The organism is Saccharothrix xinjiangensis (assembly GCF_039527585.1).
Taxonomy (GTDB): Bacteria; Actinomycetota; Actinomycetes; order Mycobacteriales; family Pseudonocardiaceae; genus Actinosynnema; species Actinosynnema xinjiangensis.
Genome location: NZ_BAAAKE010000017.1, coordinates 166,408 through 193,242, shown reverse-complemented (window position 1 = coordinate 193,242; position 26,835 = coordinate 166,408). Strand labels below are relative to the sequence as shown.

At 75.9% G+C, this 26,835-nt stretch carries 14 protein-coding genes; 8 read left to right on the top strand and 6 right to left on the bottom strand.

The features are described 5' to 3' along the window. The 6 genes from ABD223_RS28555 to ABD223_RS28530 form a co-directional block, all read left to right on the top strand. On the top strand, nucleotides 1–2,655 hold a 2,655-nt coding region (locus tag ABD223_RS28555), incomplete at its 5' end, for a type I polyketide synthase (RefSeq protein WP_344039667.1). 10 nt (nucleotides 2,656–2,665) lie between these two features. Further along, nucleotides 2,666–15,163, top strand: coding sequence for an SDR family NAD(P)-dependent oxidoreductase (locus ABD223_RS28550; RefSeq protein WP_344039666.1), 12,498 nt, complete (start codon nucleotides 2,666–2,668; stop codon nucleotides 15,161–15,163). Next, on the top strand, nucleotides 15,075–16,325 hold the full coding sequence (locus tag ABD223_RS28545) for an activator-dependent family glycosyltransferase (protein ID WP_344039665.1): 1,251 nt from the start codon (nucleotides 15,075–15,077) through the stop codon (nucleotides 16,323–16,325). The genes ABD223_RS28550 and ABD223_RS28545 overlap by 89 nt, the downstream gene beginning before the upstream one ends. 155 nt (nucleotides 16,326–16,480) lie before the next feature. After that, a complete protein-coding gene (locus tag ABD223_RS28540; RefSeq protein ID WP_344039664.1) occupies nucleotides 16,481–16,912 on the top strand; it encodes a peptidase inhibitor family I36 protein in 432 nt (143 codons plus the stop codon). A gap of 150 nt (nucleotides 16,913–17,062) precedes the next feature. Continuing rightward, nucleotides 17,063–17,689: a ClpP family protease gene (locus ABD223_RS28535; RefSeq protein WP_344039663.1), complete on the top strand. Its 627-nt coding sequence runs from the start codon at nucleotides 17,063–17,065 to the stop codon at nucleotides 17,687–17,689. Then, nucleotides 17,686–18,276, top strand: coding sequence for a ClpP family protease (locus ABD223_RS28530; protein WP_344039662.1), 591 nt, complete (start codon nucleotides 17,686–17,688; stop codon nucleotides 18,274–18,276). Before ABD223_RS28535 ends, ABD223_RS28530 begins: the two co-directional genes overlap by 4 nt. Nucleotides 18,277–18,584: 308 nt before the next feature. Here ABD223_RS28530 and ABD223_RS28525 read toward each other — a convergent pair whose 3' ends face one another. From ABD223_RS28525 to ABD223_RS28515, 3 genes are read right to left on the bottom strand one after another with little or no spacing between them, the layout of a single operon-like run. Then, nucleotides 18,585–18,932 (bottom strand): helix-turn-helix domain-containing protein, encoded by a 348-nt coding sequence (locus tag ABD223_RS28525; protein WP_344039661.1) that lies wholly within the window; start codon nucleotides 18,930–18,932, stop codon nucleotides 18,585–18,587. Nucleotides 18,933–18,937: 5 nt separating this feature from the next. Continuing rightward, a complete protein-coding gene (locus ABD223_RS28520) occupies nucleotides 18,938–19,153 on the bottom strand; it encodes a hypothetical protein (protein WP_344039660.1) in 216 nt (71 codons plus the stop codon). After that, nucleotides 19,150–20,136 carry a hypothetical protein gene (locus ABD223_RS28515; RefSeq protein ID WP_344039659.1) on the bottom strand — a complete coding sequence of 329 codons (987 nt, stop codon included), beginning with the start codon at nucleotides 20,134–20,136 and terminating at the stop codon, nucleotides 19,150–19,152. Before ABD223_RS28515 ends, ABD223_RS28520 begins: the two co-directional genes overlap by 4 nt. Nucleotides 20,137–20,220: 84 nt before the next feature. Between ABD223_RS28515 and ABD223_RS28510 the strand changes: the two genes are divergently transcribed. Then, nucleotides 20,221–20,691: a MarR family winged helix-turn-helix transcriptional regulator gene (locus ABD223_RS28510; protein WP_344039658.1), complete on the top strand. Its 471-nt coding sequence runs from the start codon at nucleotides 20,221–20,223 to the stop codon at nucleotides 20,689–20,691. A 41-nt stretch (nucleotides 20,692–20,732) separates the two neighbouring features. Here the strand turns inward: ABD223_RS28510 and ABD223_RS28505 are convergent, their stop codons facing one another. From ABD223_RS28505 to ABD223_RS28495, 3 genes are all read right to left on the bottom strand, one after another. Continuing rightward, on the bottom strand, nucleotides 20,733–21,884 hold the full coding sequence (locus ABD223_RS28505) for an acyl-CoA dehydrogenase family protein (RefSeq protein ID WP_344039657.1): 1,152 nt from the start codon (nucleotides 21,882–21,884) through the stop codon (nucleotides 20,733–20,735). Between the two features lie 360 nt (nucleotides 21,885–22,244). After that, on the bottom strand, nucleotides 22,245–24,200 hold the full coding sequence (locus tag ABD223_RS28500) for a hypothetical protein (RefSeq protein WP_344039656.1): 1,956 nt from the start codon (nucleotides 24,198–24,200) through the stop codon (nucleotides 22,245–22,247). Between the two features lies 1 nt (nucleotide 24,201). Next, nucleotides 24,202–25,065 carry an SGNH/GDSL hydrolase family protein gene (locus tag ABD223_RS28495; RefSeq protein ID WP_344039655.1) on the bottom strand — a complete coding sequence of 288 codons (864 nt, stop codon included), beginning with the start codon at nucleotides 25,063–25,065 and terminating at the stop codon, nucleotides 24,202–24,204. A gap of 310 nt (nucleotides 25,066–25,375) precedes the next feature. Between ABD223_RS28495 and rox the strand changes: the two genes are divergently transcribed. Next, a complete protein-coding gene (gene rox, locus ABD223_RS28490; protein ID WP_344039654.1) occupies nucleotides 25,376–26,797 on the top strand; it encodes a rifampin monooxygenase in 1,422 nt (473 codons plus the stop codon). The last annotated feature ends 38 nt before the right edge of the window (nucleotides 26,798–26,835 follow it).

Genomic DNA, 26,835 nt, shown 5'->3' with positions numbered 1-26,835 from the left:
TCGTTGGCCGAAGCGCACGTCCACGGCGTCGAAGTCGACTGGACGCCCCTGCTCGACGGCGGCCGGCTCGTCGACCTGCCCACCTACCCCTTCCAGCGGCAGCGCTACTGGCTCGACGCCGACGACACCGGCGCGACCCTGGACGGCCACCCCTTCATCAGCACCGCGACCACGCTGGCGGACTCGGGCACGACGGTGTTCACCGGTCGGCTCTCCCCGGACCGGGAGCCCTGGCTGGCGGACCACGCGGTCGGTGACGCGGTGCTGCTGCCCGGCACGGCGTTCCTCGACCTCGTGCTGTGGGCGGGTGACCACGTCGGCTGCCCGGGGGTGGCGGAGCTGACGCTGGAGGCCCCGCTGACCGTGCGGGACGCCACCACCGTGCAGGTCGCGGTCGACGCGCCCGACCGGTCCGGCCTCCGCGCGGTCCGCGTCCACTCCCGGGCGGCGGGCGGAGAGCCGTGGACCCGGCACGCGTCCGGCGTCCTCACCGCCGAGCGGGTGCCCGAGGACGAGCCCGCGCCGTGGCCGCCGGAGGGCGCCGAACCGCTCGACGTGCCCGGCCTGTACCGGGAGCTGGACGCGCTCGGCTACCGCTACGGGCCCGCGTTCCGAGGCGTGACGGCGGCGTTCCGGGTCGGTGGTGACCTGTGCGCCGAGGTGTCGCTGCCCGAACGGCTCCGCCCGGGTGCGCGCCGGTTCCGGCTGCACCCGGCCCTGCTGGACGCGGCCCTGCACGTCGCGGCCACCGGCCGGGCCGAGCCCGCGCTGCCGTTCTCGTGGGGCGGGGTGGCGCTGTTCCGGCCGGGGCCGACCGCGCTGCGCGTCCGGATCTCGGGTCACGGCGACGTCCTCTCGGTACGGCTGACCGATCAGGACGACCGGCCGGTCGCGCGGGTCGACGGGCTGGCGCTGCGCGCGTCCGCGGCGCACGACTCCCTGTTCCGCGTCGACTGGGTCGAGGTCCCGCCACGGGACCCCGAGGGCGCGCACGCGGTGGTCACCGACCTGGCCGAACTCCACGACGGGGCGCCCGGGACGGTCTTCCTGGCGGTCGGGCACGCCGGGGCGACCGCGCGGGACGCCGTGACCGGCGCCCTGGCGGTGCTGCGGCGGTGGCTGGACGACAGCCGGTTCGCCCGCTCGCGGCTGGTGGTCGTGGCCGGTGGCCCGGACCCCGCCCGGGCCGCGGTGTGCGGCCTGGTGCGGTCGGCCCGCTCGGAGAACCCGGACCGGTTCGCCCTGGTCGACCTGCACGACGCGGACCTGCCGGTGGACGCGGTCCTGGGTGTGCTGGCGGCGGGCGAGGCGGAGTGCGAGGTCCGCGGTGGAACCGTCCGCGTGCCCCGCCTGGCCCGGGTGACCGGACCGCGCGAGGCCCCGGTCTGGGACCCCTCGGGCACGGTCCTGGTCACCGGCGGCACGGGGGTGCTCGGCGGCGCGGTGGCCCGGCACCTCGTGGCCGAGCACGGCGTCCGCAGCCTGCTCCTGGTCAGCCGCCGGGGCCACGACCCCGAGCTGGTGGCGGACCTGGAGGCCGCCGGCGCGCTGGTCACCGCGGCCGCGTGCGACGTGTCCGACCGGGACGCGCTCGCCCGCGCCCTCGACCTCGTGCCCGCCGGCTTCCCGCTGCGCGGCGTGGTGCACGCGGCGGGGGCCGTGGCGGACGGGATCGTCGAGTCCCTGACCCCGGAGCAGGTCGACGCCGTGCTGGCGCCGAAGGTGGACGCGGCGTGGCACCTGCACGAGCTGACCGGGGACCTGTCGCGGTTCGTGCTGTTCTCGTCCGCGGCCGGGGTGTTCGGCACCCCCGGGCAGGGCAACTACGCGGCGGCGAACGCCGCCCTGGACGCGCTGGCCCGGCACCGCAGGGCGGCCGGGCTGCCCGCGGTGTCGCTCGCGTGGGGCCTGTGGGAGCAGCGCAGCGGGCTGACCGGCGGGCTCGGCGACACCGACGTGGCGCGGATGGCCAGGTGGGGCGTGCGACCGCTGTCCCGGGCGCAGGGGCTCGCGCTGTTCGACGCCGCGTGCGCCGCCGACGAGCCGGTGCTGGTGCCGGTCCGGCTGGACGTGACCGGGGTCGAGGAGGTGCCCGCGCTGCTGCGGGGACTGGTGGTCGCCAGGGCGCCGGTCCGGGTGGAGGCGGGGCTCGGCGTCCGGCTGGCCGCGCTGCCCGAGGCCGACCAGCGCCGCGTGGTGCTCGGCCTGGTGCGGGAGCACGCCGCCGCGGTGCTCGGTCACCCCGGGCCGGACACGGTCGAGACCACCCGCGGGTTCCTGGACGCGGGCTTCGACTCGCTCACCGCGGTCGAGCTGCGCAACAGGCTGGCGACCGCGACCGGTGTCCGGCTGCCCTCCACGCTGCTGTTCGACCACCCGACCCCGGTGGCGCTGGCCGAACGCCTGCGCGGCGAGCTGCTGGGCGGGACGGGGTCGCCGACCGACGAGCTGGACCGGGTGGAGGCCAGGGTGCGGGAACTGGCCGGGAACGCGCGGCTCGCGGTGGCGGACCGCCTGCGGTCGCTCCTGGTGGAGCTCGGCGGCGACCCGCACCCCGCGCCGCCCGCCGCCGTGCGGCTCGACGCGGCGCGGCTCGACGCGGCGACCGACGACGAGCTGTTCCAGCTGGTGGACAACGACCTGGGCATTCTCTGAGGAGCCGGCCGTGGACAACGAGCAGAAGCTGCGCGACTACCTCAAGCGGGTCGTCGCCGACCTCCAGCAGACCCGTGAGCGGCTGCGCGAGGCCCAGTCGGCGGGGAGCGAGCCGATCGCGATCGTGGGCATGGGCTGCCGGTTGCCCGGCGGGGTGACCGGCCCGGCCGACCTGTGGCGGCTGGTCTCCGGTGGCGTGGACGCCATCTCGGAGTTCCCCGCCGACCGGGGCTGGGACGTGGACGCCCTGCACGACCCCGGCTCCGACCGCCCCGGCACGAGCCACACGCGCCACGGCGGGTTCCTGCACGACGCCGCCCTGTTCGACCCGGGCCTGTTCGGCGTGTCGCCGCGGGAGGCGCTGGCGATGGACCCGCAGCAGCGGCTGGTGCTGGAGACCACCTGGGAGGCGTTCGAGCACGCCGGCATCGACCCGCTCTCGCTGCGCGGCAGCCGGACCGGCGTGTTCAACGGCGTGATGTACCAGGACTACGCGACCAGGCTGCACCGCGTGCCCGCCGGGTTCGAGGGCCAGCTCAGCCTCGGCAGCGCGCCCAGCGTCGTGTCCGGCAGGGTGTCGTACACCTTCGGACTGGAGGGCCCGGCGGTCACGGTGGACACCGCGTGCTCGTCGTCGCTGGTGGCGCTGCACCTGGCGTGCCAGTCGCTCCGGCGCGGCGAGTCCTCGCTCGCCCTGGCCGGCGGGGTGACGGTGATGTCCACGCCGGTCACCTACCTCGACTTCAGCAGGCAGGGCGGGCTGGCCCCGGACGGCAGGTGCAAGGCGTTCGCCGCCGCCGCGGACGGCACCGGCTTCTCCGAGGGCGTCGGCGTGCTGGTGCTCGAACGGCTGGCGGACGCCCGGCGCAACGGCCACCGGGTGCTCGGCCTGGTGCGGGGCACCGCGGTGAACCAGGACGGCGCGAGCAGCCGCCTGACCGCGCCCAGCGGCCCCGCGCAGCAACGCGTGATCCGGCAGGCCCTGGCCGACGCGCGGCTCGCGCCCGCCGACGTCGACCTGGTCGAGGCGCACGGGACCGGCACCACCCTGGGCGACCCCGTCGAGGCGCACGCCCTGCTCGCGACCTACGGGCAGGACCGCGCCGAACCGCTGTGGCTGGGCACGGTCAAGTCCAACATCGGGCACACCCAGGCCGCCGCCGGGGTGGCCGGCGTGGTCAAGGCGGTGCTGGCGATGAGCCACGGCGTGATGCCCGCGAGCCTGCACGTCGACCGGCCGTCGCCGCAGGTCGACTGGTCGCTGGGCGCGGTCGAGCTGCTGACCGCGCAGCGCCCGTGGCGCAGCCCGGTCCGGCGGGCCGCGGTGTCGTCCTTCGGCGCCAGCGGCACCAACGCGCACGCGGTGCTGGAACAGGCCCCACCCGTGGAGGAACCCGACCGGGCGCCCGCCGCCGGGCCGGTGCCCTGCCTGTTGTCGGCGCACAGCGCCGAGGCGCTGCGGGCCCAGGCGGAACGGCTCGCGGCCCACCTGACCGCGACGGACCCGGCCGCCGCCACGGACACGGCCGGCGCCACCTCCGCCGCGACGGACCCGGCCGCCGCCACGGACCCTGCCTCCGCCGCCACGGCCTCCGTTTTCACCACCGCCTTCACCGCCCCCGACACCGACCTGCTGGACGTGGGCCGCACCCTCGCGAGCCGCGCGGCGCTCGGCGAGCGGGCCTTCGTGGTCGCGGACGACCTGTCCGGGTTGGTCGACGCCCTCGGCCGGGTCGAGGGCGCCACGGCAGCGGAACCCGGTCCCGTCGCGTTCCTGTTCTCCGGGCAGGGTTCGCAGCGGGAGGGGATGGGCCGGGAGCTGCACGCGACCTACCCCGTGTTCGCCCGCGCGTGGGACGAGATCGACGCCCGCCTCGCGCTCCGGACCGACGCCGCGTCGCTGGCGCGGACCGGGCACGCCCAGCCCGCCCTGTTCGCGCTCCAGGTCTCCCTGTTCCGGCTGGTCGAGTCCTGGGGGCTGCGCCCGGACGCGGTGCTGGGGCACTCGATCGGCGACGTCGCCGCGGCGCACGTCGCGGGCGCGCTGTCGCTGGCCGACGCCTGCGCGCTGGTGTCCGCGCGGGGCCGCCTCATGCAGGAGTTGCCGGAGGGCGGGGCGATGGTGGCGGTCCGGGCCACGGAGGAGGAGGTCCGGCCGCTGCTGGGTCCGGGCGTCGACCTCGCCGCGGTCAACGGCCCGTCCTCGGTCGTGCTGTCCGGCGACGAGGACGCCGTGCCGGCGCTGGCCGGGCGCTTCGGTGGCGGGAAGCGGCTGCGGGTGAGCCACGCGTTCCACTCGGCGCGCATGGAGCCGATGCTCGGGGAGTTCCGCCGCGTCGTCGAGCGCCTGACCTTCCGGGAGCCGGAACTCCGCGTGCTGTCCGGCGACGTCGCCGACCCGGGGTTCTGGGTGCGCCAGGTCCGCGAGCCGGTGCGGTTCGCCGACGGCGTGCGGGCCCTGCTCGACCTGGGCGCCCGGTCCTTCCTGGAACTCGGCCCCGACGGGGTGCTGTCGGCCATGGGCGAGGACTGCGCGGGAGACCCCGGCGCCACCCCGGCCACCGCCTTCGTCCCGGCCCTGCGCCGGGACCACCCCGAACCGCGCTCGCTCGTCACCGCCGTGGCCCGGCTGCACGTGCGCGGCGTCCCGGTCGACTGGGACGGGTTCTTCGCGGGCGCCGGGGCGCGCGTGGTGGACCTGCCCACCTACGCGTTCCAGCGGAAGCGGTACTGGCTCGACGCGCCGCCCGACACCGAGGACGTGGTCGCGGTCGACCTCGCCGGGGGCGACGGCCTGCTGCTGACCAGGAAGCTGTCGCTGCGGACGCACCCGTGGCTGGCCGACCACGACGTGCTCGGGTCGGTGCTCGTGCCGGGCACGGCGCTGCTGGAGCTGGCGGCTCGGGCCTGCGACCGGGCCGGCCGCGGCCGGGTGGCCGAACTCGTTATGCACGCGCCCGTGGTGCTGCCCGCCACCGGCGAGGTCGAGGTGCAGTTGCGGCTGGACGGGCGGGGAACGCTGAACATCCACTCCCGCGAGGCAGGCGAGTGGGTCCACAACGCCACCGGGGCGCTGTCCGACGAAGCGCCCGCCCCCTCCCCGGAGGTCGAGTGGCCCCCGGCCGGCGCGGTCGCCCTCGACGTGGACGAGCACTACGAGCGGCTCGCGCTCGCCGGGCTCCGCTACGGGCCCGCGTTCCGCGGTCTGCGGGCGGCCTGGCGGCGCGACGACGAGGTGTTCGCCGAGGTCTCGCTGCCGCCCCGGGACGCCCACCTCCCGGCGCTGCTCGACGCGGCGCTGCACGCCACCGGGTTGGGCCCGCTGGGTGACACCGGTCTCGCGCGGCTCCCGTTCGCCTGGCAGGACGTGACCCTGCGCGCCACCGGCGCGTCGGCGCTCCGGGTCCGGATCACCCCGGCGGGACCCGACGCCGTGTCGCTCCGGATCACCGACGCCACCGGGCTGCCGGTGGCGTCGATCGGGTCGCTGGCGCTGCGGCCCGCCTCGGTGGACCCCCGGCGGGACAGCCTGTTCCGGGTCGAGTGGGTCACCGTGCCGCCGGGACCGCCGGCGACCGACGTCGTGCTGATGACCCGCGACGCCGGCCCCGCGCTGCCCGAGGGCGGCAGGCAGGCGGCCCGGTGGGCGCTGGACCAGGTGCGGCGGTGGCTAGCCGAGGAGCGGCCGGAGCGGTTGGCGCTCGTCACCGGGGGCGCCCTGGCCGTCGGGGACGAGGACGTGCCGGACCTGGCGGGCGCGCCGGTGTGGGGCCTGCTGAGGTCCGCGCAGAACGAGCACCCGGGCCGGTTCCTGCTGGTGGACGTGGACGACGACCCGGAGTCCACGCGGGTCCTGCCGGAGCTGCTCGGCTCCGGCGAGCCCCAGTTGGCGGTCCGCGCCGGGATCGGGCACGCGCCCAGGCTCACCCGGTTCGCGGCGGGCGCGTGGCGGCTGGACGTGGCCGCGAAGGGGACCCTGGAGAGCCTGACCCGCGTCCCCGCCCCGGAGGCCGAGCGGCCGCTCGGCCCCGGCGAGGTGCGGGTCGGGGTGCTGGCCGCGGGCCTGAACTTCCGCGACGTGCTGATGGCGCTCGACGTGTACCCGGGGGAGGTCGCGCTGGGCGGCGAGGGCGCCGGGGTGGTGCGCGAGGTCGGTCCGGGCGTGACCCGCTTCCGGCCGGGCGACCGGGTGTTCGGCCTGTTCCGCCACGCGTTCGGGCCGCTCGCCGTGATCGACCAGCGGCTGCTGGCGCCGATCCCGGCCGGGTGGACCGCGGCGCAGGCCGCCGCGGTGCCGGTGGTGTTCCTGACCGCCTACTACGGGTTGCGCGACCTCGCCGACGTGCGGCCGGGGGAGCGGGTCCTCGTGCACGCGGCGGCGGGCGGCGTCGGCACGGCCGCGGTGCAGCTGGTCCGGCACCTCGGCGGCGAGGTGTTCGGCACCGCGAGCGCGGGCAAGCAGGAGGCGTCCGGCCTGGACGACGACCACTTCGCCTCGTCGCGGGACCTGGAATTCGCGGAGAAGTTCCCCCGCGTCGACGTCGTGCTGAACTCGCTGGCCCGCGAGTTCGTCGACGCGTCGCTGCGGCTGGTGGGACCCGGCGGCCGGTTCCTGGAGATGGGCAAGACGGACGTCCGCGACCCCGACGACCACCCCGGGCTGCTCTACCGCGCGTTCGACCTGTTCGAGGCGGGCGCCGACCGGCTCGGCGAGATGCTCCACGAGGTCGTCGACCTGTTCGGGCGGGGCGCGCTCAGCCTGCCGCCGGTGACCACGTGGCCCGTGGACCAGGCCGAGCAGGCGTTCCGGTTCCTCGCGCAGGCCCGCCACGTCGGCAAGGTCGTGCTGACCTTCCCCGAGCCGCTCGACCCGGACGGCGCGGTGCTGGTCACCGGCGGCACGGGCGCGCTGGGCGGCCTGCTCGCCCGGCACCTGGTGACCCGGCACGGCGTGCGGCACCTGGTCCTGGCGAGCCGCCGGGGCGGTGCGCCCGAGCTGTGCGCGGAGCTGGAGGCCCTCGGCGCGGAGGTCACCGCGGTGGCCTGCGACCTCGCCGACCGCGCGGCCGTCGCGGACCTGCTGGCCGCGCTGCCCCGCCCGCTGACCGCGGTGGTGCACGCGGCCGGTGTGCTCGCCGACGCGACCGTGGCCGCGTTGACGCCCGACCGGCTCGACGAGGTGCTGCGGCCCAAGCTGGACGCCGCCTGGCACCTGCACGAGCTGACCGGCGACCTCTCGGCGTTCGTGCTGTTCTCGTCGGCGGCGGGCGTGCTCGGCGGGCCGGGCCAGGCCAACTACGCGGCGGCCAACGCGTTCCTCGACGCCCTCGCCCAGCACCGCCGGGCACGCGGCCTGCCCGCCGTCTCGCTGGCGTGGGGGTACTGGGGCAGCTCCGGCGGCATGGCGGGCAGGCTGGACGAGCGGGACCGGGCGCGCGTGGTCGGGTCCGGCATCGCGGCCCTGTCCGACGAGGAGGGGCTGGCGCTGTTCGACGCCGCGCTCGGCGCGGGCGAGGCGGTGCTGGCGCCGGTCCGGTTCGACCTGGCCGCGTTGCGCTCGGACGCGCCGCTGCTGCGCCGCCTGGCGCGCGGCCGGACCCGGCGCGCGGTCGAGGACGCCGCCGCGACGCCGGCGGACCTGTCGGAACCCGCGCTGCTCGACCTGGTGCGCGGCCACGTGGCGACGGTGCTGGGCTTCGGCTCGACGGCCGAGGTCGACCGCGGCCGGGCGTTCCGGGACCTGGGGTTCGACTCGCTCACCTCGGTCGAGCTGCGCAACCGGCTGGGGGCCGCCACCGGCCTCCGGCTGCCGTCCACGCTGGTGTTCGACCACCCGACGCCCGAGGCGCTGGCCGCCCTGCTGCACCGGGAACTGCTCGGCGCGGCGTCCGGGGGCGCGCCGGAGGAGGTGGCGCCGGTCCCGCGGGCGGCGCACGCCGACGAGCCGATCGCCGTGGTGGCGATGAGCTGCCGGCTGCCCGGCGGGGTCGACTCGCCCGAGGACCTGTGGGACCTGGTCGCGGCGGGCGGCGACGCCATCGCGGGCTTCCCGACCGACCGCGGCTGGGACACCGGGGACCTGGGCCCGAGCGGCGGAGGGTTCCGGTACGACGCCGCCGACTTCGACGCGGGCTTCTTCGGCATCTCGCCGAGGGAGGCCCTGGCCATGGACCCGCAGCAGCGGCTGCTGCTGGAGGGGACGTGGGAGGTGTTCGAGCGGGCCGGGATCGTGCCCGCGTCGCTGCGCGGCGAACCGGTCGGCGTCTACGTCGGCGCCATCCACAACGGCTACGCCCAGACCCTGGGCGACGCCCGCGACGCGGTGGAGGGCCACCTGGTCACCGGCACCATGAACAGCGTCGCCTCGGGCAGGCCCGCCTACACCTTCGGGCTGGAGGGCCCGGCGATGACCGTCGACACGGCCTGCTCGTCGTCGCTCGTGGCGATCCACCTGGCGTGCCAGGCGCTGCGCCAGGGCGAGTGCTCGCTGGCCGTCGCGGGCGGCGTCACCGTCTCGGCCACCCCGGACGTCTTCACCGAGTTCGGCAAGCAGGGCGCGCTCTCGGCGGACGGGCGCTGCAAGGCGTTCTCGGCGGGCGCCGACGGCTTCGGCGTGGCCGACGGGCTCGGCCTGGTGCTGCTCGAACGCCTCTCCGACGCCCGCCGCAACGGCCACCGCGTGCTGGCGGTGGTGCGCGGCTCGGCGGTCAACCAGGACGGGGCGTCCAACGGGCTGACCGCGCCGAGCGGCCCGGCGCAGCAGCGGGTGATCCGGCAGGCGCTGGCGAACGCGGGCGTCGAACCGTCCGAAGTGGACGTGGTGGAGGCGCACGGCACCGGCACCCGGCTCGGCGACCAGATCGAGGCGCGGGCGCTGTCGGCGGTCTACGGGCCGGTCCGCGTCGGCACGGTCAAGTCCAACATCGGGCACGCCCAGGCGGCGGCGGGCGTCGCCGGCGTCATCAAGGTCGTCCAGGCGCTCCGCAACGGCGTGCTGCCCAGGACCCTGCACGTCGACACCCCGCTGCCGGAGGTGGCCGACCTGCGGCTGCTCGTCGAGGCCGAGGAGTGGCGGGTCGACGGCAGGCCCAGGCGGGCCGCGGTGTCCTCGTTCGGGATCAGCGGCACCAACGCCCACCTCGTGCTGGAGCAGGCGCCCGCCGAGGAGGCCGACGAGCGGGATCCGGAGGGGGCCCTGGTGCCGTGGGTGGTCTCCGCCCACAGCGCGCCGGCGCTCGAAGCCCAGGTGGAGCGGCTGCGGGCGCACGTGCTGGCCAGGCCCGACCTCTCGCCCGCCGACATCGGGTTCAGCCTGGCGGCCGGCCGGTCGGCGATGGCGCACCGGGCGGTGGCGGTCGGCGCGAGCCGGGACGAGCTGCTGGCGCACCTGGGCGCGGTGACGGGCGTGGCCGCGCCGGAGCCGGGGGTGGTCTTCGTGTTCCCCGGGCAGGGGGCGCAGTGGATGTCGATGGCGACCGGGCTGCTGGAGTCCTCGCCGGTGTTCGCCGAGCGGCTGGCGGAGTGCTCGGCCGCCATCCGGGCCGTGTCCGACGTGGACGTGCTCGCCGTGCTGCGCGAGGGCCGGCCGCTGGACCGGGTCGACGTGGTGCAGCCCGCCCTGTTCGCGGTCATGGTGTCCCTGGCGCGCCTCTGGCAGGCCCACGGCGTGCGGCCCGCCGCGGTGATCGGCCACTCGCAGGGCGAGGTCGCGGCGGCCTGCGTCGCGGGCGCGCTGTCCCTGGCCGACGCGGCGAAGGTCGTGGTGACGCGCAGCAGGCTGTTCGCGGAGACCCTGGCGGGGGAGGGGGCCGTGCTCGCGGTGGCCCTGTCGGCCGACCGGGTCGCGCCCCTGCTGGACCGGTGGGACGGCCGGCTGTCGGTGGCCGGGCGCAACGGGCCCGGGTCCTCGACCGTGGCGGGCGACCTGGCCGCGCTGTCGGAGTTCGCTGAGGAGTGCGCCGCCGCTGACGTGCGGACCCGGGTCGTGCCGGACACGATCGCGTCCCACTCGCCGCAGGTGGAGCGCCTCCGGGACCGCCTGCCGGCCGACCTGGCGGACGTGTCCCCGCGGGCCGGGTCGACACCCCTGTACTCGACGGTCACCGGGACGCTCCTCGACACCGCGACCATGGACGCGGGGTACTGGTTCCGCAACGCCCGTGAGCCGGTCGACTTCGAGGGCGCCGTCCGGTCCGCGCTCGACGCCGGCCACGCGGTGTTCGTCGAGTGCGGCCCGCACCCGGTGCTCACCGCGAACGTCGAGGACCTCGGTGGGGTCGCGATCGGGTCGCTGCGCCGCGACGAGGGCGACCTGAGGCGGTTCCTGACCTCGCTGGCCGAGGCGCACGTGCACGGGGTCGACGTGGAGTGGTCCTTCCCCGCCGGGGCGCGGTCGGTCGACCTGCCCACCTACGCCTTCCAGCGCGAGCGGTACTGGCCGGACGGCGCCCGGTCGGCCGACGTGCGGTCGGCGGGCCTGAGCGGCGCGGACCACCCCCTGCTCGGCGCGGCCGTGCCGCTGGCGGACTCGGACGGCCTGGTGTGCGCCGGCCTGCTGTCGCCGGGCACCCAGCCCTGGCTGGCCGACCACGTGGTGTCCGGCGAGGTCCTGTTCCCCGGCACGGGTTTCGTCGAGCTGGCCCGGCACGTGGGCGACCAGCTGGGCTGCGGCGCGCTCGACGGGCTGACCCTGACCGCGCCCCTGGTCCTGCCCGCCCAGGACGGGGTGCTGGTGCAGGTCGCCGCGGGCGCGCCGGACGAGTCCGGGGCGCGGCCGGTGACCGTGCACGCCCGGCGGTCCGACGCGGACCCCTGGACGCGGCACGCCACCGGCGTGGTGCGGCCGGACCGGCCGCCGGCCTTCGACCTGGCCCACTGGCCGCCGGCCGGCGCGGTCGCGCTGGACCCGGACGAGGTCTACGCGCGGCTGGCCGGGGCCGGCCTGGCCTACGGCGCCGCGTTCCGCGGCGTGACCGCGGCCTGGCGGCGCGGCGACGAGCTGTTCGCCGAGGTGCGCCTGCCCGCGGTGGTCCGGGACGCCGACCGGTACGGCCTGCACCCGGCGGCCCTGGACGCCGCCCTGCACGTGCTGGGCCACGCCGCCGGCGGCACGTCCCTGCCGTTCGAGTGGTCCGGGGTGTCCCTGCACGCCTCCGGCGCGTCGGCGCTGCGGGTGCGGCTGACACCCGCGGGCCCCGACGCCTTCGCGGTGGAGCTGGCCGACACCACCGGCGCGCCGGTCGCCTCGGTGGAGTCCCTGTCGTTCCGAGCCCCCGCGGTCGTGCGGCCGGACGTGCTGCACCGGCTCGACTGGGTCCCCGCGCGGGCCGGGGGCCCCGCGGCCGAGGTGGTGTTCACCGAGGACTTCGCCGACACCGCCGACGCGCTCGGGCTGCTGCGGGACTGGTTGGCCCGGGACACCGGCGCGCGGCTGGTGCTCGTCACCAGGGGCGCGGTGTCGACCCGGCCCGGCGAGGACGTGACCGACCTGGCCCGGGCCCCGGTCTGGGGCCTGGTCCGGTCCGCGCAGGCGGAGCACCCGGACCGGTTCGGGTTGGTGGACCTGGACGGCGACCTGCCCGCGCACGCGGTCGCCGCGGCCCTCGGCGGCGGTGAGGCGCAGCTCGCGGTCCGCGGCGGCGACCTGCTGGCGCCCCGGTTGACCCGGCACGTCGACGACCCGCCGCCCACCGGCTCCTGGCGGCTGCACCGCGGCGCGGGCGCCCTGGAGGACCTGGCGTTCGCCGCCGCGCCCGAGGCCGACCGGCCGTTGGCCGCGCACGAGGTCCGGGTCGCGGTCCGGGCGGCCGGGGTGAACTTCCGGGACGTCCTGGTCGCGCTGGGCGTGGTGCCCGAGGGCGAGCGGGCGATCGGCGCGGAGGCCGCGGGCCTGGTCGTCGAGGTCGGGGCGGGGGTGACCCGCTTCGCGCCGGGCGACCCGGTGACGGGCCTGTTCGCCGGCGCGTTCGGCCCGGTCGCGGTCACCGGGGAGCAGTTGCTGGCGCGGATCCCGCCCGGGTGGACGCACGTCCAGGCCGCCGCCACCCCGGTCGCCTTCCTCACCGCCTACTACGCGCTGACCGAGCTGGCCCCCGTCGGACCTGGGCAGTCGGTGCTGGTGCACGCCGCGGCCGGCGGCGTGGGCATGGCCGCGGTGCTGGTGGCCCAGCACCTGGGCGCGGAGGTGCACGCCACGGCGAGCGAGGGCAAGTGGGACGCCCTGCGCGCGCTGGGACTGCCGGACGAGCGCATCGCCTCGTCCCGGGACCTGGGCTTCGCCACCCGGTTCGGCCCCGTCGACGTCGTGCTGAACTCGCTGGCGAAGGAGTTCACCGACGCCTCGCTGTGGCTGCTGCGCCCCGGCGGCCGGTTCCTGGAGATGGGCAAGACCGACCTGCGCGACCCGACCGACTTCCCGGACATCACCTACCGGGCGTTCGACCTGGACGAAGCCGGGCCGGAGCTGATCGAGCGGATGCTGGCGGAGGTGCTGGAGCTGTTCGCCGGCGGCCGGCTGCGGCAGCTGCCCACCAGTCGGTGGGACCTGCGCCGGGCCGGGGAGGCGTTCCGGTTCATGGCGCAGGCCCGGCACGTGGGCAAGATCGTGCTGACCACGACGCCGCCGCTCGACCCGGACGGCACCGTGCTGGTCACCGGCGGCACCGGCACCCTCGGCCGCCTGGTCGCGCGGCACCTGGCGACCGCGCACGGCGTGCGGCACCTGCTGCTGACCGCGCGCCGCGCCGACCACCCGCCGCTCGACCCGATCGACGGCGCGGACGTGGAGGTGGTCGTCTGCGACGTCGGCGACCGGGACGAGCTGGCGCGGCTGCTCGACCGCATCCCCGCCGACCGCCCGCTGACCGCGGTCGTGCACGCGGCCGGGGTGCTCGACGACGGCGTGGTCGAATCGCTGACCCCGGAGCGGCTGGACGCGGTGTGGCGGCCGAAGGCCGGCGCGGCGTGGCACCTGCACGAGCTCACCCGCCACCTGGACCTGGCCGCGTTCGTGCTGTTCTCCTCCTCCGCGGGCGTCCTCGGCTCCGCGGGCCAGGGCGGCTACGCGGCGGCCAACGCCTACCTCGACGCCCTCGCGGCGCACCGGCAGGCTCAGGGGCTCACCGCGGTGTCGATGGCCTGGGGCCTGTGGGCGGATCGCAGCGGCATGACCGCCACCGCGGACACCGCGCGGCTGGCCCGGGACGGGGTCACCGGCCTGTCCGCGGCGGAAGGGCTGGCGCTGTTCGACGCCGCGCTGGCCACCGGGCTGCCGGCGGTGGTCCCGGCCCGGCCGGCGGCGCGGGCGCGGGTCCGCCGCAAGGCGAGCCGGGCGGCGCGGTCCGACGTGGACGGGCTGCGGCGGCGGTTGGCCGCGATGGCGGCCCCCGACCGGGAGGAGGCGCTGGTCGAGCTGGTGCGCGGTCAGGCCGCCGCGGCGCTCGGCCACGCCGACCCCGCGGCGGTGGACCCGGAGCGCCCCTTCCTCCAGGTCGGCTTCGACTCGCTGACCGCGGTGGAGCTGCGCAACGGCCTCAACGCGGCCACCGGCCTGCGGCTGCCGGTCAGCGCGGTGTTCGACCGGCGCACCCCGGCCGGGCTCGCCCGCCTCCTGCTCGACGAGCTCGACCTGCGCGGGCCCGAGGCGGCGGACGCGCTGAGCGAGCTGTTCCGCCGGGCCGTGGCCGACGGGCGGGTGCCCGAGGGGATGGAGCTGCTCAAGGCGGCCGGCGGCCTGCGACCCGTGTTCGCCTCGGCCGCGGAGCTGCCCCGGCCGCCGGAGGCGGTGCGGCTGGCCGCCGGACCGGGGCGGCTCGGCCTGCTGTGCTTCCCGTCCCCGATGGTGATGGGCGGTGTCCAGCAGTACGCCCGCCTGGCCCGGCACTGGCACGGGGTCCGCGACGCGCACGCCGTGCCACCGCCCGGTTTCGCCGAGCACGAGCCGCTCCCGGCGTCGCCGGAGGTCCTGGGCGACGTGCTCACCGAGGTGGCCCTGCGCCAGGGCGACCCGGGCGGCCAGGTGCTGGTGGGCTACTCGTGGGGCGGGCTGCTCGCCCTGGCGACCGCGGCGGCGCTGGAGCGGCGGGCGGCACCGGCCGCCGGGGTCGTGCTGCTCGACACGCACCTCACCGGCGCCGAAGGGCTCCTCGACGGGCTGCTGCACGAGCTGCTGGCGCGGGAACCGCTGTTCGGCCCGTTCACCGGGGCCCGGTTGTCGGCGATGGGCAAGTACCTGCGGCTGCTCGACGGGCACCGGCCGCCGGCGATCACCGCGCCGGTGCTGTTCGTGCGACCCGAGGGCTCGGCGGGGCTGCGACCGGGCTGGCCGGTGGTGCGCGACGTGCCCGGTGATCACTTCACGATGGTGCGGGAGCAGGCGGGTGACACCGCGTCCGCGATCGAGGGATGGTTGGGAGAGTTCGATGAAGGTGCTGTTCACGACCTTGGCGGCCAACGCGCACCTGTACAACCTGGTGCCGGTGGCATGGGCGCTGCGCGCGGCGGGGCATGACGTCCGGGTCGCGGCCCAGCCGGACCTCACCGACGCGATCGTCCAGGCCGGCCTGCCCGCCGTCCCGGTCGGGAACGCGCTGGACCTGGCGGAGCTGAGCCGCCGGGCGCGGCAGCGGCCCGAGGAGCAGAACCTGTTCGACTCCCGGTTCGACATCACCGAGACGAGGGAGGAGGTGCTGGACCTGGACTACACCCGGGGCGTGCTCGCCACCTGGTGCTCGATGGGCCTGGAGCCGTTGGCCCACGACACCGCGCTCGACGACGTGGTCGGGTTCGCCCGGAGCTGGCAGCCGGACCTGGTCGTCTGGGACGCGTTGACCTACCTGGGCCCGATCGCCGCCCGCGCGAGCGGCGCGGCGCAGGTCCGCGTGCTGTTCGGGCTCGACCACGTCGCGCGGGTGCGCGCCCGCTTCGCCGAGCTGGGCGGCGGGACCGACCCGGTGGCGGAGTGGCTGTCCGCCAAGCTGGCGCGGTTCGGCCTCGCCTTCGACGAGGAGCTGGTCCTCGGGCAGCGCACCGTCGACCCGCTGCCGCCGTGGACGCGGTTCCCGACCGGCGTGGACTACCTGCCGGTGCGCCACGTGCCCTACAACGGCCGGTCGGTGGTGCCGGCGTGGCTGGCCGAGCCGCCGACCCGGCGCCGGGTCTGCGTCACCCTCGGCCTGTCCCGGCGCGACCTGTGGGGCGTGGAGCGGTTCTCCGCCGAGCACCTGTTCGAGGCGGTCGCGGACCTGGACGTCGAGGTGGTGGCGACGTTGACCGCCCGGCAGCTCCACTCCCCGACGGCGAGGCCCGACAACGTCCGGCTGCACGACTTCGTGCCCCTGGACGCGCTGCTGCCCACCTGCGCCGCGGTCGTCCACCACGGCGGCGCGGGCACGATGGGCAACGCCGTGGCCCACGGCGTGCCGCAACTGGTGCTCCCGGGCAACCTGTGGGACAAGTCGGGGCTGGCCGACCTGCTGGCCGAGCAGGGCGCGTGCCTCGTGCTGGACCCCGACCGGCTCACCGCGGCGGAGCTGCGCGCGCAGTTGCTGCGGCTGCTGGAGGAGCCGTCGTTCGCCGCGGGTGCGGAGAAGGCGCGGGAGCAGGCGCAGTCGGCGCCCACGCCGCACGAGGTCGTGCCGGAGCTGGAACGGGTGGCGGCCGGGCGGCGGTGAGGGTGGCGTCCCTTCCGGGAAGCGCATGGCGCCGATAGGGGAAAGGAATGCCGGCGGCGGTCGTGCGCCCGTCACACCGACGGGTCAACCGAAAGGCGAATGAACGTCATTAACCTCGGCTGGTCCACATGATCCCCCCGACCTGGAGCGGCACCATGGTGAAAGCGCGTTCGTTGAAGACCCTGCTCGCGGCGGTCGCCCTGGCGGGAGCGGCGCTCACCGGCTTCGCGCCGGCGGCTTCGGCGGACAACCCGCTGTGCCCGGCGAACAGCATCTGCGTCTACAAGCACGCCAACTACACCGGGGGCCGCCACGTCTACCCCGCCTACACGATCGGCCACGACCGCTTCGCGCTGCGCTCTTACGACACCGGGGGCACGATCGACAACTCGATCAGCTCGCTGATCAACAACACGGACTACCAGGTCTCCCTCTACGAGCGCTGGTACATCCCCTGCTCGGGTCCGTCCCTGGTGGTCCTGCCGCACTTCGAGATCAGCGACTTGAGCACGAGGACGACCTTCCCGCCCGAGAGGATCGTCAACGCCAACGACATCTTCAGCTGCGCTTCGATCTACCTGCTCTGACCCGGTCCGGTGGGGTCGGCGCAACCGACCCCACCCCGGTCGCCCACCCGGCCCGGCGGCGACGGCCGCAGCCGCCCGGCCTGCTGAGGGCTGATCTGCCCACAGCAGCGCGGGCTGCGCCCGGCGCGGGGTCGTCGGCATGGTCGGGGCATGACGAACAACGAGAGGCAGTCCCTGTTCGACCACCGGCTGCGAGAACGGTTCCTCGGCCAGCGGGTGCTGGTCCTCGACGGCGGGCTCGACGACGACAACGGGACGGTGCTCGCCACCCAGATGCTGTCCCTCGCGGGCGAGGACCCCCACCGGGACATCGCGCTGTGGATCCACTCGCCGGGCGGCTCGGTGCCCGCGATGCTGGCCATCCGCGACGTGATGCGGCTCGTGCCGTGCGACGTGTCGACGCTGGCGCTGGGGTTGGCGTGCAGCGCGGGGCAGTTCCTGCTGTCGGCGGGCACGCCGGGCAAGCGCTTCGCCCTGCCCCACGCCCGAATCCTGATGCACCAGGGCTCGGCGGGCATCGGCGGGTCGGCGGTCGAGGTGCAGGTGCAGGCGGACGACCTGCGGCACACCCGGGACACCGTGCTCAAGCTCATCGCGGAGGACACCGGCCAACCGGTCGACCGGATCTTCGCCGACTCCCTGCACGACCGCTGGTTCACCGCCGAGCAGGCGCTCGACTACGGCTTCATCGACCACGTCGTCACCGGCCTCGGCCAGGTCGTGCCCGTGCGCACGCACGAACTGGGCCTCGGCCCGAAGGCGAGGGCTCGCGCATGAGCACGTACACCATCCCCAACGTGATCACCCGCAGCACCAACGGCGAGCGGATCATGGACGTCTACTCGCACCTGCTGTCGGAGAGGATCGTCTACCTCGGCACCGCGATCGACTCCGGCGTGGCCAACGCGCTGATCGCCCAGCTGCTGCACCTGGAGGCGGACAGCCCGGACCGGGAGATCAGCCTCTACATCAACAGCGAGGGCGGCGACCCGTCCGCGATGCTCGCGCTGTACGACACCATGCGCTACATCAAGGCGCCGGTGACGACGACGTGCGTCGGCCAGGCGGTGGCGGCCGGCGCGGTGCTGCTGGCCGCGGGCGAGGCCGGGCGGCGCTTCGTGCTGCCCCACACCAGGGTGGTGCTGCACCAGCCCGCGGCGCAGGGCCGCGGCACCATCCCCGACCTCATCCTCCAGGCCGACGAGGTCGTGCGGGTGCGCACCCAGCTGGAGGAGATCCTCTCGGCGCACACCGGCCGCGACGTCGCGCAGCTGCGGCACGACACCGACCGGGACCGCGTGTTCGACGCGGCGGGCGCGGTGGCCTACGGACTGGCGGACCACGTCCTCGACCGCCGGGCTTGAGGGCGGGCCCGGGGCCCGGGGCCCGGGGCCCGGGCCCCGGGGGCGCGAGTCCGGCGGCGTGGGGCTGGGGGCGCGAGTCCGGCGGCGTGGGGCTGGGGGCGCGAGTCCGGCGGCGTGGGGCTGGGGGCGCGAGTTTGGCGGCGTGGGGCTGGGGGCGTGGGTTCGGCGGCGCGGGGCCTGGGGGCGCGGGAGCGCGGGGCCCGGGGGACCGGGGCGGGTGCCTGGCGGTCGTGGGGCGCGGTGCGCGGAGGCGTGGGCCGTGGGGCGCAGGGCCCGCGCCCCGCCCGGGTCCGTGCGCCCGGGTGTCCTCAGGCGGCCATGAGCACGGGGCCCGAGGGCCTGCGGCCGACCGCGGGACCCGCGCCGCGGCCCTGTCGGACGCGGCTCGCGATGCCGATGAGCAGGTCGGCCAGGTCGACGCCGAGCGCGCCGGTGACGGCGGCGATCATCTCGCTGGAGGGCTCCTTGCGGCCGCGCTCGATCTCCGACAGGTACTGCGGCGAGATGCCGGCCCGCTCCGCGACGTCGACGAGGCGGCTGCCCCGCTCCTCCCTGGCCGTCCGCAGGCTCCGGCCCAGCGCCTCGCGCCACAGCGGGTCCGGCTCGCGCTCCGGCGCGGCGACGTGCTTCCGGTGGAAGGGGAGGATGTCCGCCATACCCGTCATCCTGGCCCCTGGCCGGGCTGCCGGGGCCGCTGTTCCGCTCCGGGCGAAACCCCGATCGGGTGATCCCCGCCCGGCTCACCCCGGACCAGCTCCCGCAGCGCCGCCGCGCTCGCCGCCACCAGCGCCGACCGGTTCGCCGCCACCAGCCACACCGGCGCGACCAGGCACGCCAGGGCGGGCAGGAACCGGGGTGCGGGCCGGTCCCGGGTCACCGGCGTGCCGCCCGCGCCAGCCGCAGCGGCGCCCAGACCAGCAGCGCGAGCACGGCCACCAGCAGGTACTCGATGGCCGGGATGCGCACGACCTCGTCGATCCGGTCGTACCCGCGCCACGCGTAGACGCCCAGGGCCGCCACGCCGATCGCACCGGCGACCCACCACCGCGTCGCCGCACCCAGGCCCACGCCGTGCATCTGGGTGATCACGAAGATGCCGACGAAACCGAACAGGAACATGGGCCAGATCCCGTCCGGACCCGAGTTCATCACCGCGACCAGCGTGCCGTGCAGGGCCACCATCAGCTCCAGCCCGAGCGTCCACCACCGGTTCGCGTGCGCGGTGGTGAACATCAGGCTGCTCTGGAACAGGATCATGAACATGTAGAAGAACCCGATGAGGTGGCCGCTGGTGGATTCCATCGGGTGGTACCAGAACGTGTAGACGGCGGCCCAGCTGAACAGGTAGCCGTGGTACCGCCGCACGAACCCCACGACGTCGGCCGCGATCGGCGCCGGCCTCCCGAAGAACAGCCCGCGCCGCTTGTTCTCCATCAGCAGCACGGCCACCAGCAGCAGCACGACGGAACCCTGCGAGCTGAAGATCGACACGTCCTGGGCGATGCCGTCGTAGAACACCTGGGTCTGGAGGGCGTGCAGGGCGATGAACCCGCCGTTGGCGGCGAGCGCGACGACGTTCACCCGGTGCAGGCCGGTGGTGTAGCGGCGGACCCGCGTCTGCGCGTAGTGGATGAGGCCCCAGGACACGACCTGGTGCGCCACGTACCCGGCCCACGCCGACGCGCGCGTCCAGAACGTGGGCTCGGGCAGCTTCCAGTAGTACCAGGACGCGCCCTGGTCGGGCAGCAGGGCGACCCCGTGCAGCCGCTGCCCGAGCAGCCACACCAGGCCGGTGAGGGCGAAGCTGCCGACCAGCCCCCACACCAGTGGTCGACCGCGGCCCCGCACAACGTTCAGCATGCTGAACATCATGGCAAACGCTCAGCAAGCTGAACGATCCGCCTCCGGAACACCCGCCCGGGGCGGCTCTGCGAAGATGGCCGGATGGGCCGAGGGGACGAGCGGGAGGTGTCGCACCAGCCGGACCAGGTGCGCGCCGACGTGGGCTCCTGGCCGACCGGGCGACTGCTGTCGGTGGCCGCGCGGGTCGTGGAGAGCCGGTTCGACGAGGTGCTGAACGAGCTGGGCCTCACGCACGCGGGCCTGATCGTGCTGCACCACCTGGCCGACGGCCCGCTCGCCCAGCGCGAGCTGGCGGCGCTGTGCCGGGTGACCGACCAGACGATGAGCCGCACCATCGACCGCCTGGACCGCTCCGGGCACGTCACCCGCTGCCCCGACACCCGCGACCGCCGCCGCACGCTGGTCGAGATCACCCCGGCGGGCCGGGACGTGCTGGCCGTCGCCCGCCGCGAGGAGCAGGAGTCCGAGTCGCTGCTCGGCGCGGTGGAGGACTACGACCACTTCCGCCGCCAGCTGATCACCCTGATCGCGGCGGCGACCCGGACCCGCTGAGGCCGGGCCGGCGGGACCTCCCCGGGCTGGAGCAGCAGCGGCTACAGCAGCAGCGGCGTGCTCGGCTCGACGCCGCACAGCGCGCGGCCGTAGTGCTCGATGCCGGTGGTGGGGATCAGGACCGCGTGCGTCGCCAGCGCCTGGACGTCCCTGGCGATCCGGTGGATGGGCAGCGTCGTGGTGATGCCCGACGCCCCCGAACCCAGCCGCAGCGTTTCGACCGCCTCGACGCAGAGCCTCGTCGCGTAGGCCACCTGACCCCACACCCTGGCCCGGTCGTCGCGGTCGCACCCCGTGCCCGTGGCGACGCGCTCGTCGAGCAGGTCGGCGGCCTGCTCGGCCAGCAGGCGGGCGGAGTCGATCTTCATCCGGGATTCGGCCACCTGGTGGTGGGTGATCGCGGCGTCGCGGTGGAGCACGTTGCCCGAGTAGGCGATCGGCCCGCGGCGGGGCAGGCGCTCCAGGTAGAACTCGTACGCCGCCTCCGCCATGCCGATGAAGGCCGCGGCGGCGCTGGTGACCAGGTAGGCGAACGGCGGGTGGCGGAAGAAGGGCGAGGCCGCGTTGCGCTCGCTGCGGTGCTCCTGGTCGAGCAGTCGCGCCGCCCCGACCACGTGCCGGTGCGGCACGAAGACGTCCCGGGCGGACGTCGTGTTGCTGCCGGTGCCCTCCATGCCGCTGACGTGCCAGTCGTCCTCGATGGTCACCTCGCGCGCGGGGATGATGAAGTGCGCGAGCTCGCCACCCTCGACGACGGCCGGGTGGAGCAGGTAGGAGGCGTCCAGGCAACCGCTGTTGAACGGCCAGCGACCGGACACGAGGTACCCGCCGTCCACCGCCACCGCCCGCCCCGGCACGGCCAGGGTGGCGCAGTGGAAGGCCTCGGGGTCGGCGAAGACCTCATCCTGCACCTCGTCGGGGAACTTGGAGAGCAGGAAGGCGGAGTCCAGGTAGATGGTCGAGACCCAGGCGGTGGAGCCGCAGCCCCGGCTGACCTCGGCGAGCACCGAGAACTTCGTGCGCACGTCGCACTCCAGGCCGCCCCGGTGACGCGGCAGGGACATGCGGAACAGGCCCGCCTCGCGCAGCGCGTCCAGGTTCTCGCGGGGGACGCGGCGGTTCGCGGTGCAGCGCTCGGCGTTGGACCGGAGCAGGGGGACGAGGGCGCGTACTCGTTCGATGAGATCCGGCATGGTGTCCCCCCGTGCTCGTGACCTGGGCCTCGATCAAGGCCACTGTGCCACAGGAGATCATCGGTTCCGGGCGCGAGAAGGACATGCACTCGAACGGGATCGGCCCACTCACCGCCAGTGCCGCGCCGGGCCGCGTCGTTGGGCTGATCGGGCTGATGGATGCCCTGAGAGAGGGAACGGGGAACGTGCGTCGCCGCGCCGGCTCGCCGCCGCACGGCCTGCCGGCTCGCCGCCGCACGGCCTGCCGGCTCACCGCCGCACGGCCTGCCGGCTCACCGCCGCACGGGCCACCGCCGTCCACCGCCCGCACCCACCCCGGCAGGCCGTTCCGCGCGACGACCCGCCGGGAGCAGTTCCCGATCATCCCACCGGCAACGCCGTGCAAGGCGCTCCACCGCACACGTCGACCACCACCCCACCGGTCAGGAAAGCGGCCTTCTGCCGGCGCGCGTCGACCGACGAGCGCGGGTCGGAGTGCGGGTCGCGCCCGTGTTCCGGTTCGGTCGGCGGGGTGTTCGTGGTCGGCGGGGCGGGCGTTCCGCTGTCCCACACCACCATCGCCGAGCCGGCGTGCGGCAGCCGCGCCGGCTCGATCCCCCAGTGCGGCACGCGGTCCGGGCCGCGGCCTGGCGCCAGGGCGGGCGAGGCGAGGCGGGCGCCGATCGTGCGCGCCTGCACGTCCGCCGCGACGTTCGCGACCTGGTGGTCGCCGAACGCGATGTGCATCAGCACGCGGCGGTCGCGGAGCCCGTTGGCGTAGCCGTTGGTCTCGCCCCGGTCCCACAGCAGCTGCAACAGCTGGATGACCACCTGCTGGCGCAACCGGTCCGGGTAGGACAGGTCCAGCACCTGGTGGAACGGCGCGAAGTCGCTGCTGCGGTTGAGCAGCAGGCCGTAGTTCATGCCGGTGACGCCGAGGACCGCGGCGCCGATGTCCGGTGAGGCCGCGACCAGCGCGCCGCCCAGGATGCCGCCCTGGCTGTTGCCGTCGAAGACCAGCGGGCGGGTGGTGTCGACGAGCGGGCGGTCGTCGTCGGTGCGGAACGCCCGGTGCGCGACGAGGCCCTGCGGGTGCGCGAGCGCCCGGCCCAGGAACAGGGCGTTGACCATGCCCTGCTGCGAGCGCTCCGGGATCGCGGCGAACAGGGTGACGTCGGCGAGCGCGGCCAGCACGACCGGGATGTCGTCCTGCGCCATGCCGATCCAGTCGGTGGCGCAGAAGGTGAACCCGTGCTCGGCGGCCATCGCCTTCACGTTGCCCGCGCCCACCTCGGAGCGCGAACCCAGCAGCCCGTGGCCGTACAGGGCGGGCCACGACGGTTCGGTGAACGCCGATCGCGGCACCTCGCAGCGGAACTGCGCCTCGACCGGGCCGAACAGCGAGCGGCGCGGTGTGCCGTCCGCGCGGCGCCGGAGGACCGAGCCGGGCAGGCCGCCGGGCAGGGTCAGGTAGCTCGGCACGGTGACCCGGCCGGTGACCTCGCGGGCGATGCGGGCGTCCTGCTCGGGGGTGAAGTCGGTGACCCCGGTGACGGTCGACGCCGGCGCCCGCGAACCCAGGGAGCGCAGGGCGTCGTCGCGCATGGTGAACAGGTCGCGGGTGAGGCTGTGCGTGCTCGCGACCGTGAAGTCCCACGCCAGGTGCAGGGAGAGCGGGTCAACGCCGTGCGCGGCGAGCGTTCCCAAGGAAGGGCGGAGCTGCCGCTGCCGCGCGCTCAGCGGGTCGTGGTCGGGCAGGGGCGCTCCGGCGACCTTCGCGTACGCGGCGTTCGGCGGGACCGGGTCGCCGGCGGCGTCCCGCAGGTCGCGCAGCGCCACGACGTACCGGTGCCCGTCGCGGAAGTTGCGGGCGGGGTGGACCAGCAGCGCCCGGCGCTGCGGGTCGTTGGAGTCGATCTCCGCCCAGTGCGGCCACCGCTCGCCGGTCGCCGCGTCCAGCAGCACGACGGGCGAGCCCGCGTCGAGCGAGCGGCCGATGTCGGTGACCGGGGCCATGCCGCTCGCCACCGGGTCGAGGCCCGGCACGTGGGCGATCAGCGCGGAGCCGGGGGAGAAGCCGTCCGCCCGGTTCCACGCGGTCGGGTCCACCGCGCTGCCCAGGGCGTTGCGCGGCAGCACGTCCCGGGTGAACGCGAGCCGCCGCCCGGTGGGCGTGGTCGGGTCGGGCCGGGTGTGCCAGTCGCTGGGGAAGGGCAGCAGGCACTCGGAACCGCCGCCGAGCGGGTCGCAGCCACCGGCTCGGTCCGCGGCGGTCGCGGTCGGCGCGGGCGCGACGAGGGTGAGGGCGATCAGGGTGACGACCAGGGGCAGCCTCACGTCACGCCCCCAGGTGGCCGGCGATGATCCGGGCGTAGTTCGCCTCACCGCGCCGGTTGGGGTGCAGCGGCGCGGCGAGGTCGGTCGGCACGTACCCCTCGACCCACTTGTCGGTGGGGAGTTGGCACGCGTCGTGCCCGGCGCTCGGCGTCCTCAGGTCGACGTACTCCGCGCCGTGGGCCGCGCTCTGCTCGGCGATGACCAGGTTGAGCCGGTCGACGCCGCCCTGGAGGAAGTCCGCGTCCGACGGCAGGACCGGCTGGAGCGGCCAGCAGCCGCCTGCCTTGATGTAGAGGCCGTAACCGGTGGTCACCACGCGCGCCCGCGGCGACCGCGCGCGGATGCCGTCGAGGGCGGCGGCCAGCCTGGGCGCGAACTCGGCCAGGCGCTGGGCGAGGCGCGCCTCGTGCTCGCCCCGGCACGGCGTGGCCGCGGGGTCGAGCCGCACGCAGTCCTCCGCGATGCCGACCAACCCGACGTCGTTGCCGCCCATGGTCAACGTGACCAGGTCGGTGTCCGGGCGCAGCGCGTCGAACTGCGGCGGCGCGACGCCGGCGGGCAGGTCGAGCAGCGACAGCTCCTGCGGTTCGGTCAGGTGCCTGCTCGACGCGCCGCTGCACGTCACGTCGGTCAGCGACGCGCCGAGCCCGGCCGCCAGCTCGTGCGCGTAGTTGTGCGTGGACCGGCCGCAGGCCAGGGGACCGGTCGGGAGCGGGATCAGCGGCCCGGACGCCGCGGAGTCGCCGAGCGCGACGTACGACAGGGGTTCCGCCGCCGCGGCGGGCGAGCCCGGCGCCGCCACCGGCAAGACCAGGGCGACCACCCCCGTGGCGGTGGACAGGGTGCGGCGAAGGCGGGTGTTCATCGGGGACCTCCGGGTGCCGGGTGCGATCGGGGTCACTGCGCACCTCGCAGCGTGCCGGACGACAGGCGGTCCTGACCACCGCCCCGGGAAATCCCACCCCGGGCGCCGCACGCGAAAGGCGGGAAGACCACTGTCTTCCCGCCATGTTCAACATATAGCGCACAGGGGGTCTTGCGGCAAGACCCCGGTTGTGTCGCAGAATGTGCGGCCGAAGCCAGGACCTGCGAAAACGAGAAATTCGCGACGTACGCGCACCCGGCCGGAACGCGCGGAGCGACCGGCCGGAAAAAATCCAGTGAATGGGCGGTTCATGTTTGACGTGATCATCGCCGGCGGCGGGCCGACCGGCCTGATGCTGGCCGGCGAGCTGCGGCTGCACGACGTGCGGGTGCTCGTGCTGGAACGGGAGGCGGAGCCGACCCCGGTGGTCCGCTCGCTCGGCCTGCACGCGCGCAGCATCGAGGTGATGGACCAGCGCGGCCTGCTGGACCGGTTCCTCGCGCACGGCACGCAGCACCCGATCGGCGGTTTCGCCGCCATCCCCAAGCCACCGCCGGAGCGGCTGGACACCACGCACCCCTACGTCCTGGGCATCCCGCAGCCGACCACCGACCGCCTGCTGGCCGAACGCGCCACCGAGGTCGGCGCCGAGATCCGGCGCGGCCACGAGCTGGTCGGGCTGAGCCAGGACGACGACGGGGTGACCGCCGACCTGGCCGACGGCACGCGGTTGCGCGCGCGCTACCTCGTCGGCTGCGACGGCGGCCGCAGCACGGTGCGCAAGCTGGTCGGCGTCGACTTCCCCGGCGAGCCGACCACGGTCGAGACCCTGCTGGGCGAGATGGAGGTGACCACGCCGCCGGAGGAGCTGGTGGCGGTGATGACCGAGGTCCGCAAGACCGAGAAGCGGTTCGGCATCGGGCCCGTCGGCAACGGCGCGTGCCGCGTCGTCGTGCCCGCCGAGGGCGTGTCCGAGGACCGCGCCGCCCCGCCGACCCTGGAGGACTTCCGGCGCCGGCTGCGGGCGGTCGCCGGCACCGACTTCGGCGTGCACTCGCCGCGCTGGCTGTCCCGCTTCGGCAACGGCACCCGCCTGGCCGAGCGCTACCGGACCGGCCGGGTGCTGCTGGCGGGCGACGCGGCGCACATCCACCCGCCGACCGGCGGCCAGGGCCTCAACCTCGGCCTCCAGGACGCGTTCAACCTGGGCTGGAAGCTGGCCGCCGAGGTCCGCGGCTGGGCGTCGGACGGGCTGCTGGACACCTACGGCGCGGAACGGCGCCCGGTGGCCGCCGCCGTGCTCGACAACACCCGCGCGCAGATGGAGCTGATGTCCACCGAACCGGGGCCGCAGGCGGTGCGCCGGCTGCTGTCGGAGCTGATGGACTTCGAGGAGGTGCACCGGCACCTGGTCGAGAAGGTCGTCGCGATCAACGTCCGCTACGACTTCGGCGAGGGGCACGACCTGCTCGGCAGGCGGATGCGGGACGTGGGGCTGAAGCGGGGGCGCCTCTACGAGCTGACGCGCGGCGGGCGCGGCCTGCTGCTCGACCAGACCGGCGGGCTCTCGGTCGAGGGCTGGGCGGACCGGGTCGACCACGTCGTCGACGTCAGCGAGGAGCTGGACGCGCCCGCCGTGCTGCTGCGGCCGGACGGCCACGTGGCGTGGGTCGGCGACGACCAGCGCGACCTGCTCGACCACCTGCCCCGCTGGTTCGGGGCCGCCGGCTGAGCCAGGGGGTGGCGGGGCCCGCGCGGGGCTCGCACAGG

Excerpts from the sequence above, each read along its gene's own strand:
- ABD223_RS28515 (WP_344039659.1), bottom strand. The coding sequence starts at position 20,136 with ATGCTGAACGTTGTGCGGGGCCGCGGTCGACCACTGGTGTGGGGGCTG.
- ABD223_RS28540 (WP_344039664.1), top strand. The coding sequence starts at position 16,481 with ATGGTGAAAGCGCGTTCGTTGAAGACCCTGCTCGCGGCGGTCGCCCTG.
- ABD223_RS28525 (WP_344039661.1), bottom strand. The coding sequence starts at position 18,932 with ATGGCGGACATCCTCCCCTTCCACCGGAAGCACGTCGCCGCGCCGGAG.
- ABD223_RS28535 (WP_344039663.1), top strand. The coding sequence starts at position 17,063 with ATGACGAACAACGAGAGGCAGTCCCTGTTCGACCACCGGCTGCGAGAA.
- rox (WP_344039654.1), top strand. The coding sequence starts at position 25,376 with ATGTTTGACGTGATCATCGCCGGCGGCGGGCCGACCGGCCTGATGCTG.
- ABD223_RS28510 (WP_344039658.1), top strand. The coding sequence starts at position 20,221 with ATGGGCCGAGGGGACGAGCGGGAGGTGTCGCACCAGCCGGACCAGGTG.
- ABD223_RS28495 (WP_344039655.1), bottom strand. The coding sequence starts at position 25,065 with ATGAACACCCGCCTTCGCCGCACCCTGTCCACCGCCACGGGGGTGGTC.
- ABD223_RS28530 (WP_344039662.1), top strand. The coding sequence starts at position 17,686 with ATGAGCACGTACACCATCCCCAACGTGATCACCCGCAGCACCAACGGC.
- ABD223_RS28545 (WP_344039665.1), top strand. The coding sequence starts at position 15,075 with ATGAAGGTGCTGTTCACGACCTTGGCGGCCAACGCGCACCTGTACAAC.
- ABD223_RS28505 (WP_344039657.1), bottom strand. The coding sequence starts at position 21,884 with ATGCCGGATCTCATCGAACGAGTACGCGCCCTCGTCCCCCTGCTCCGG.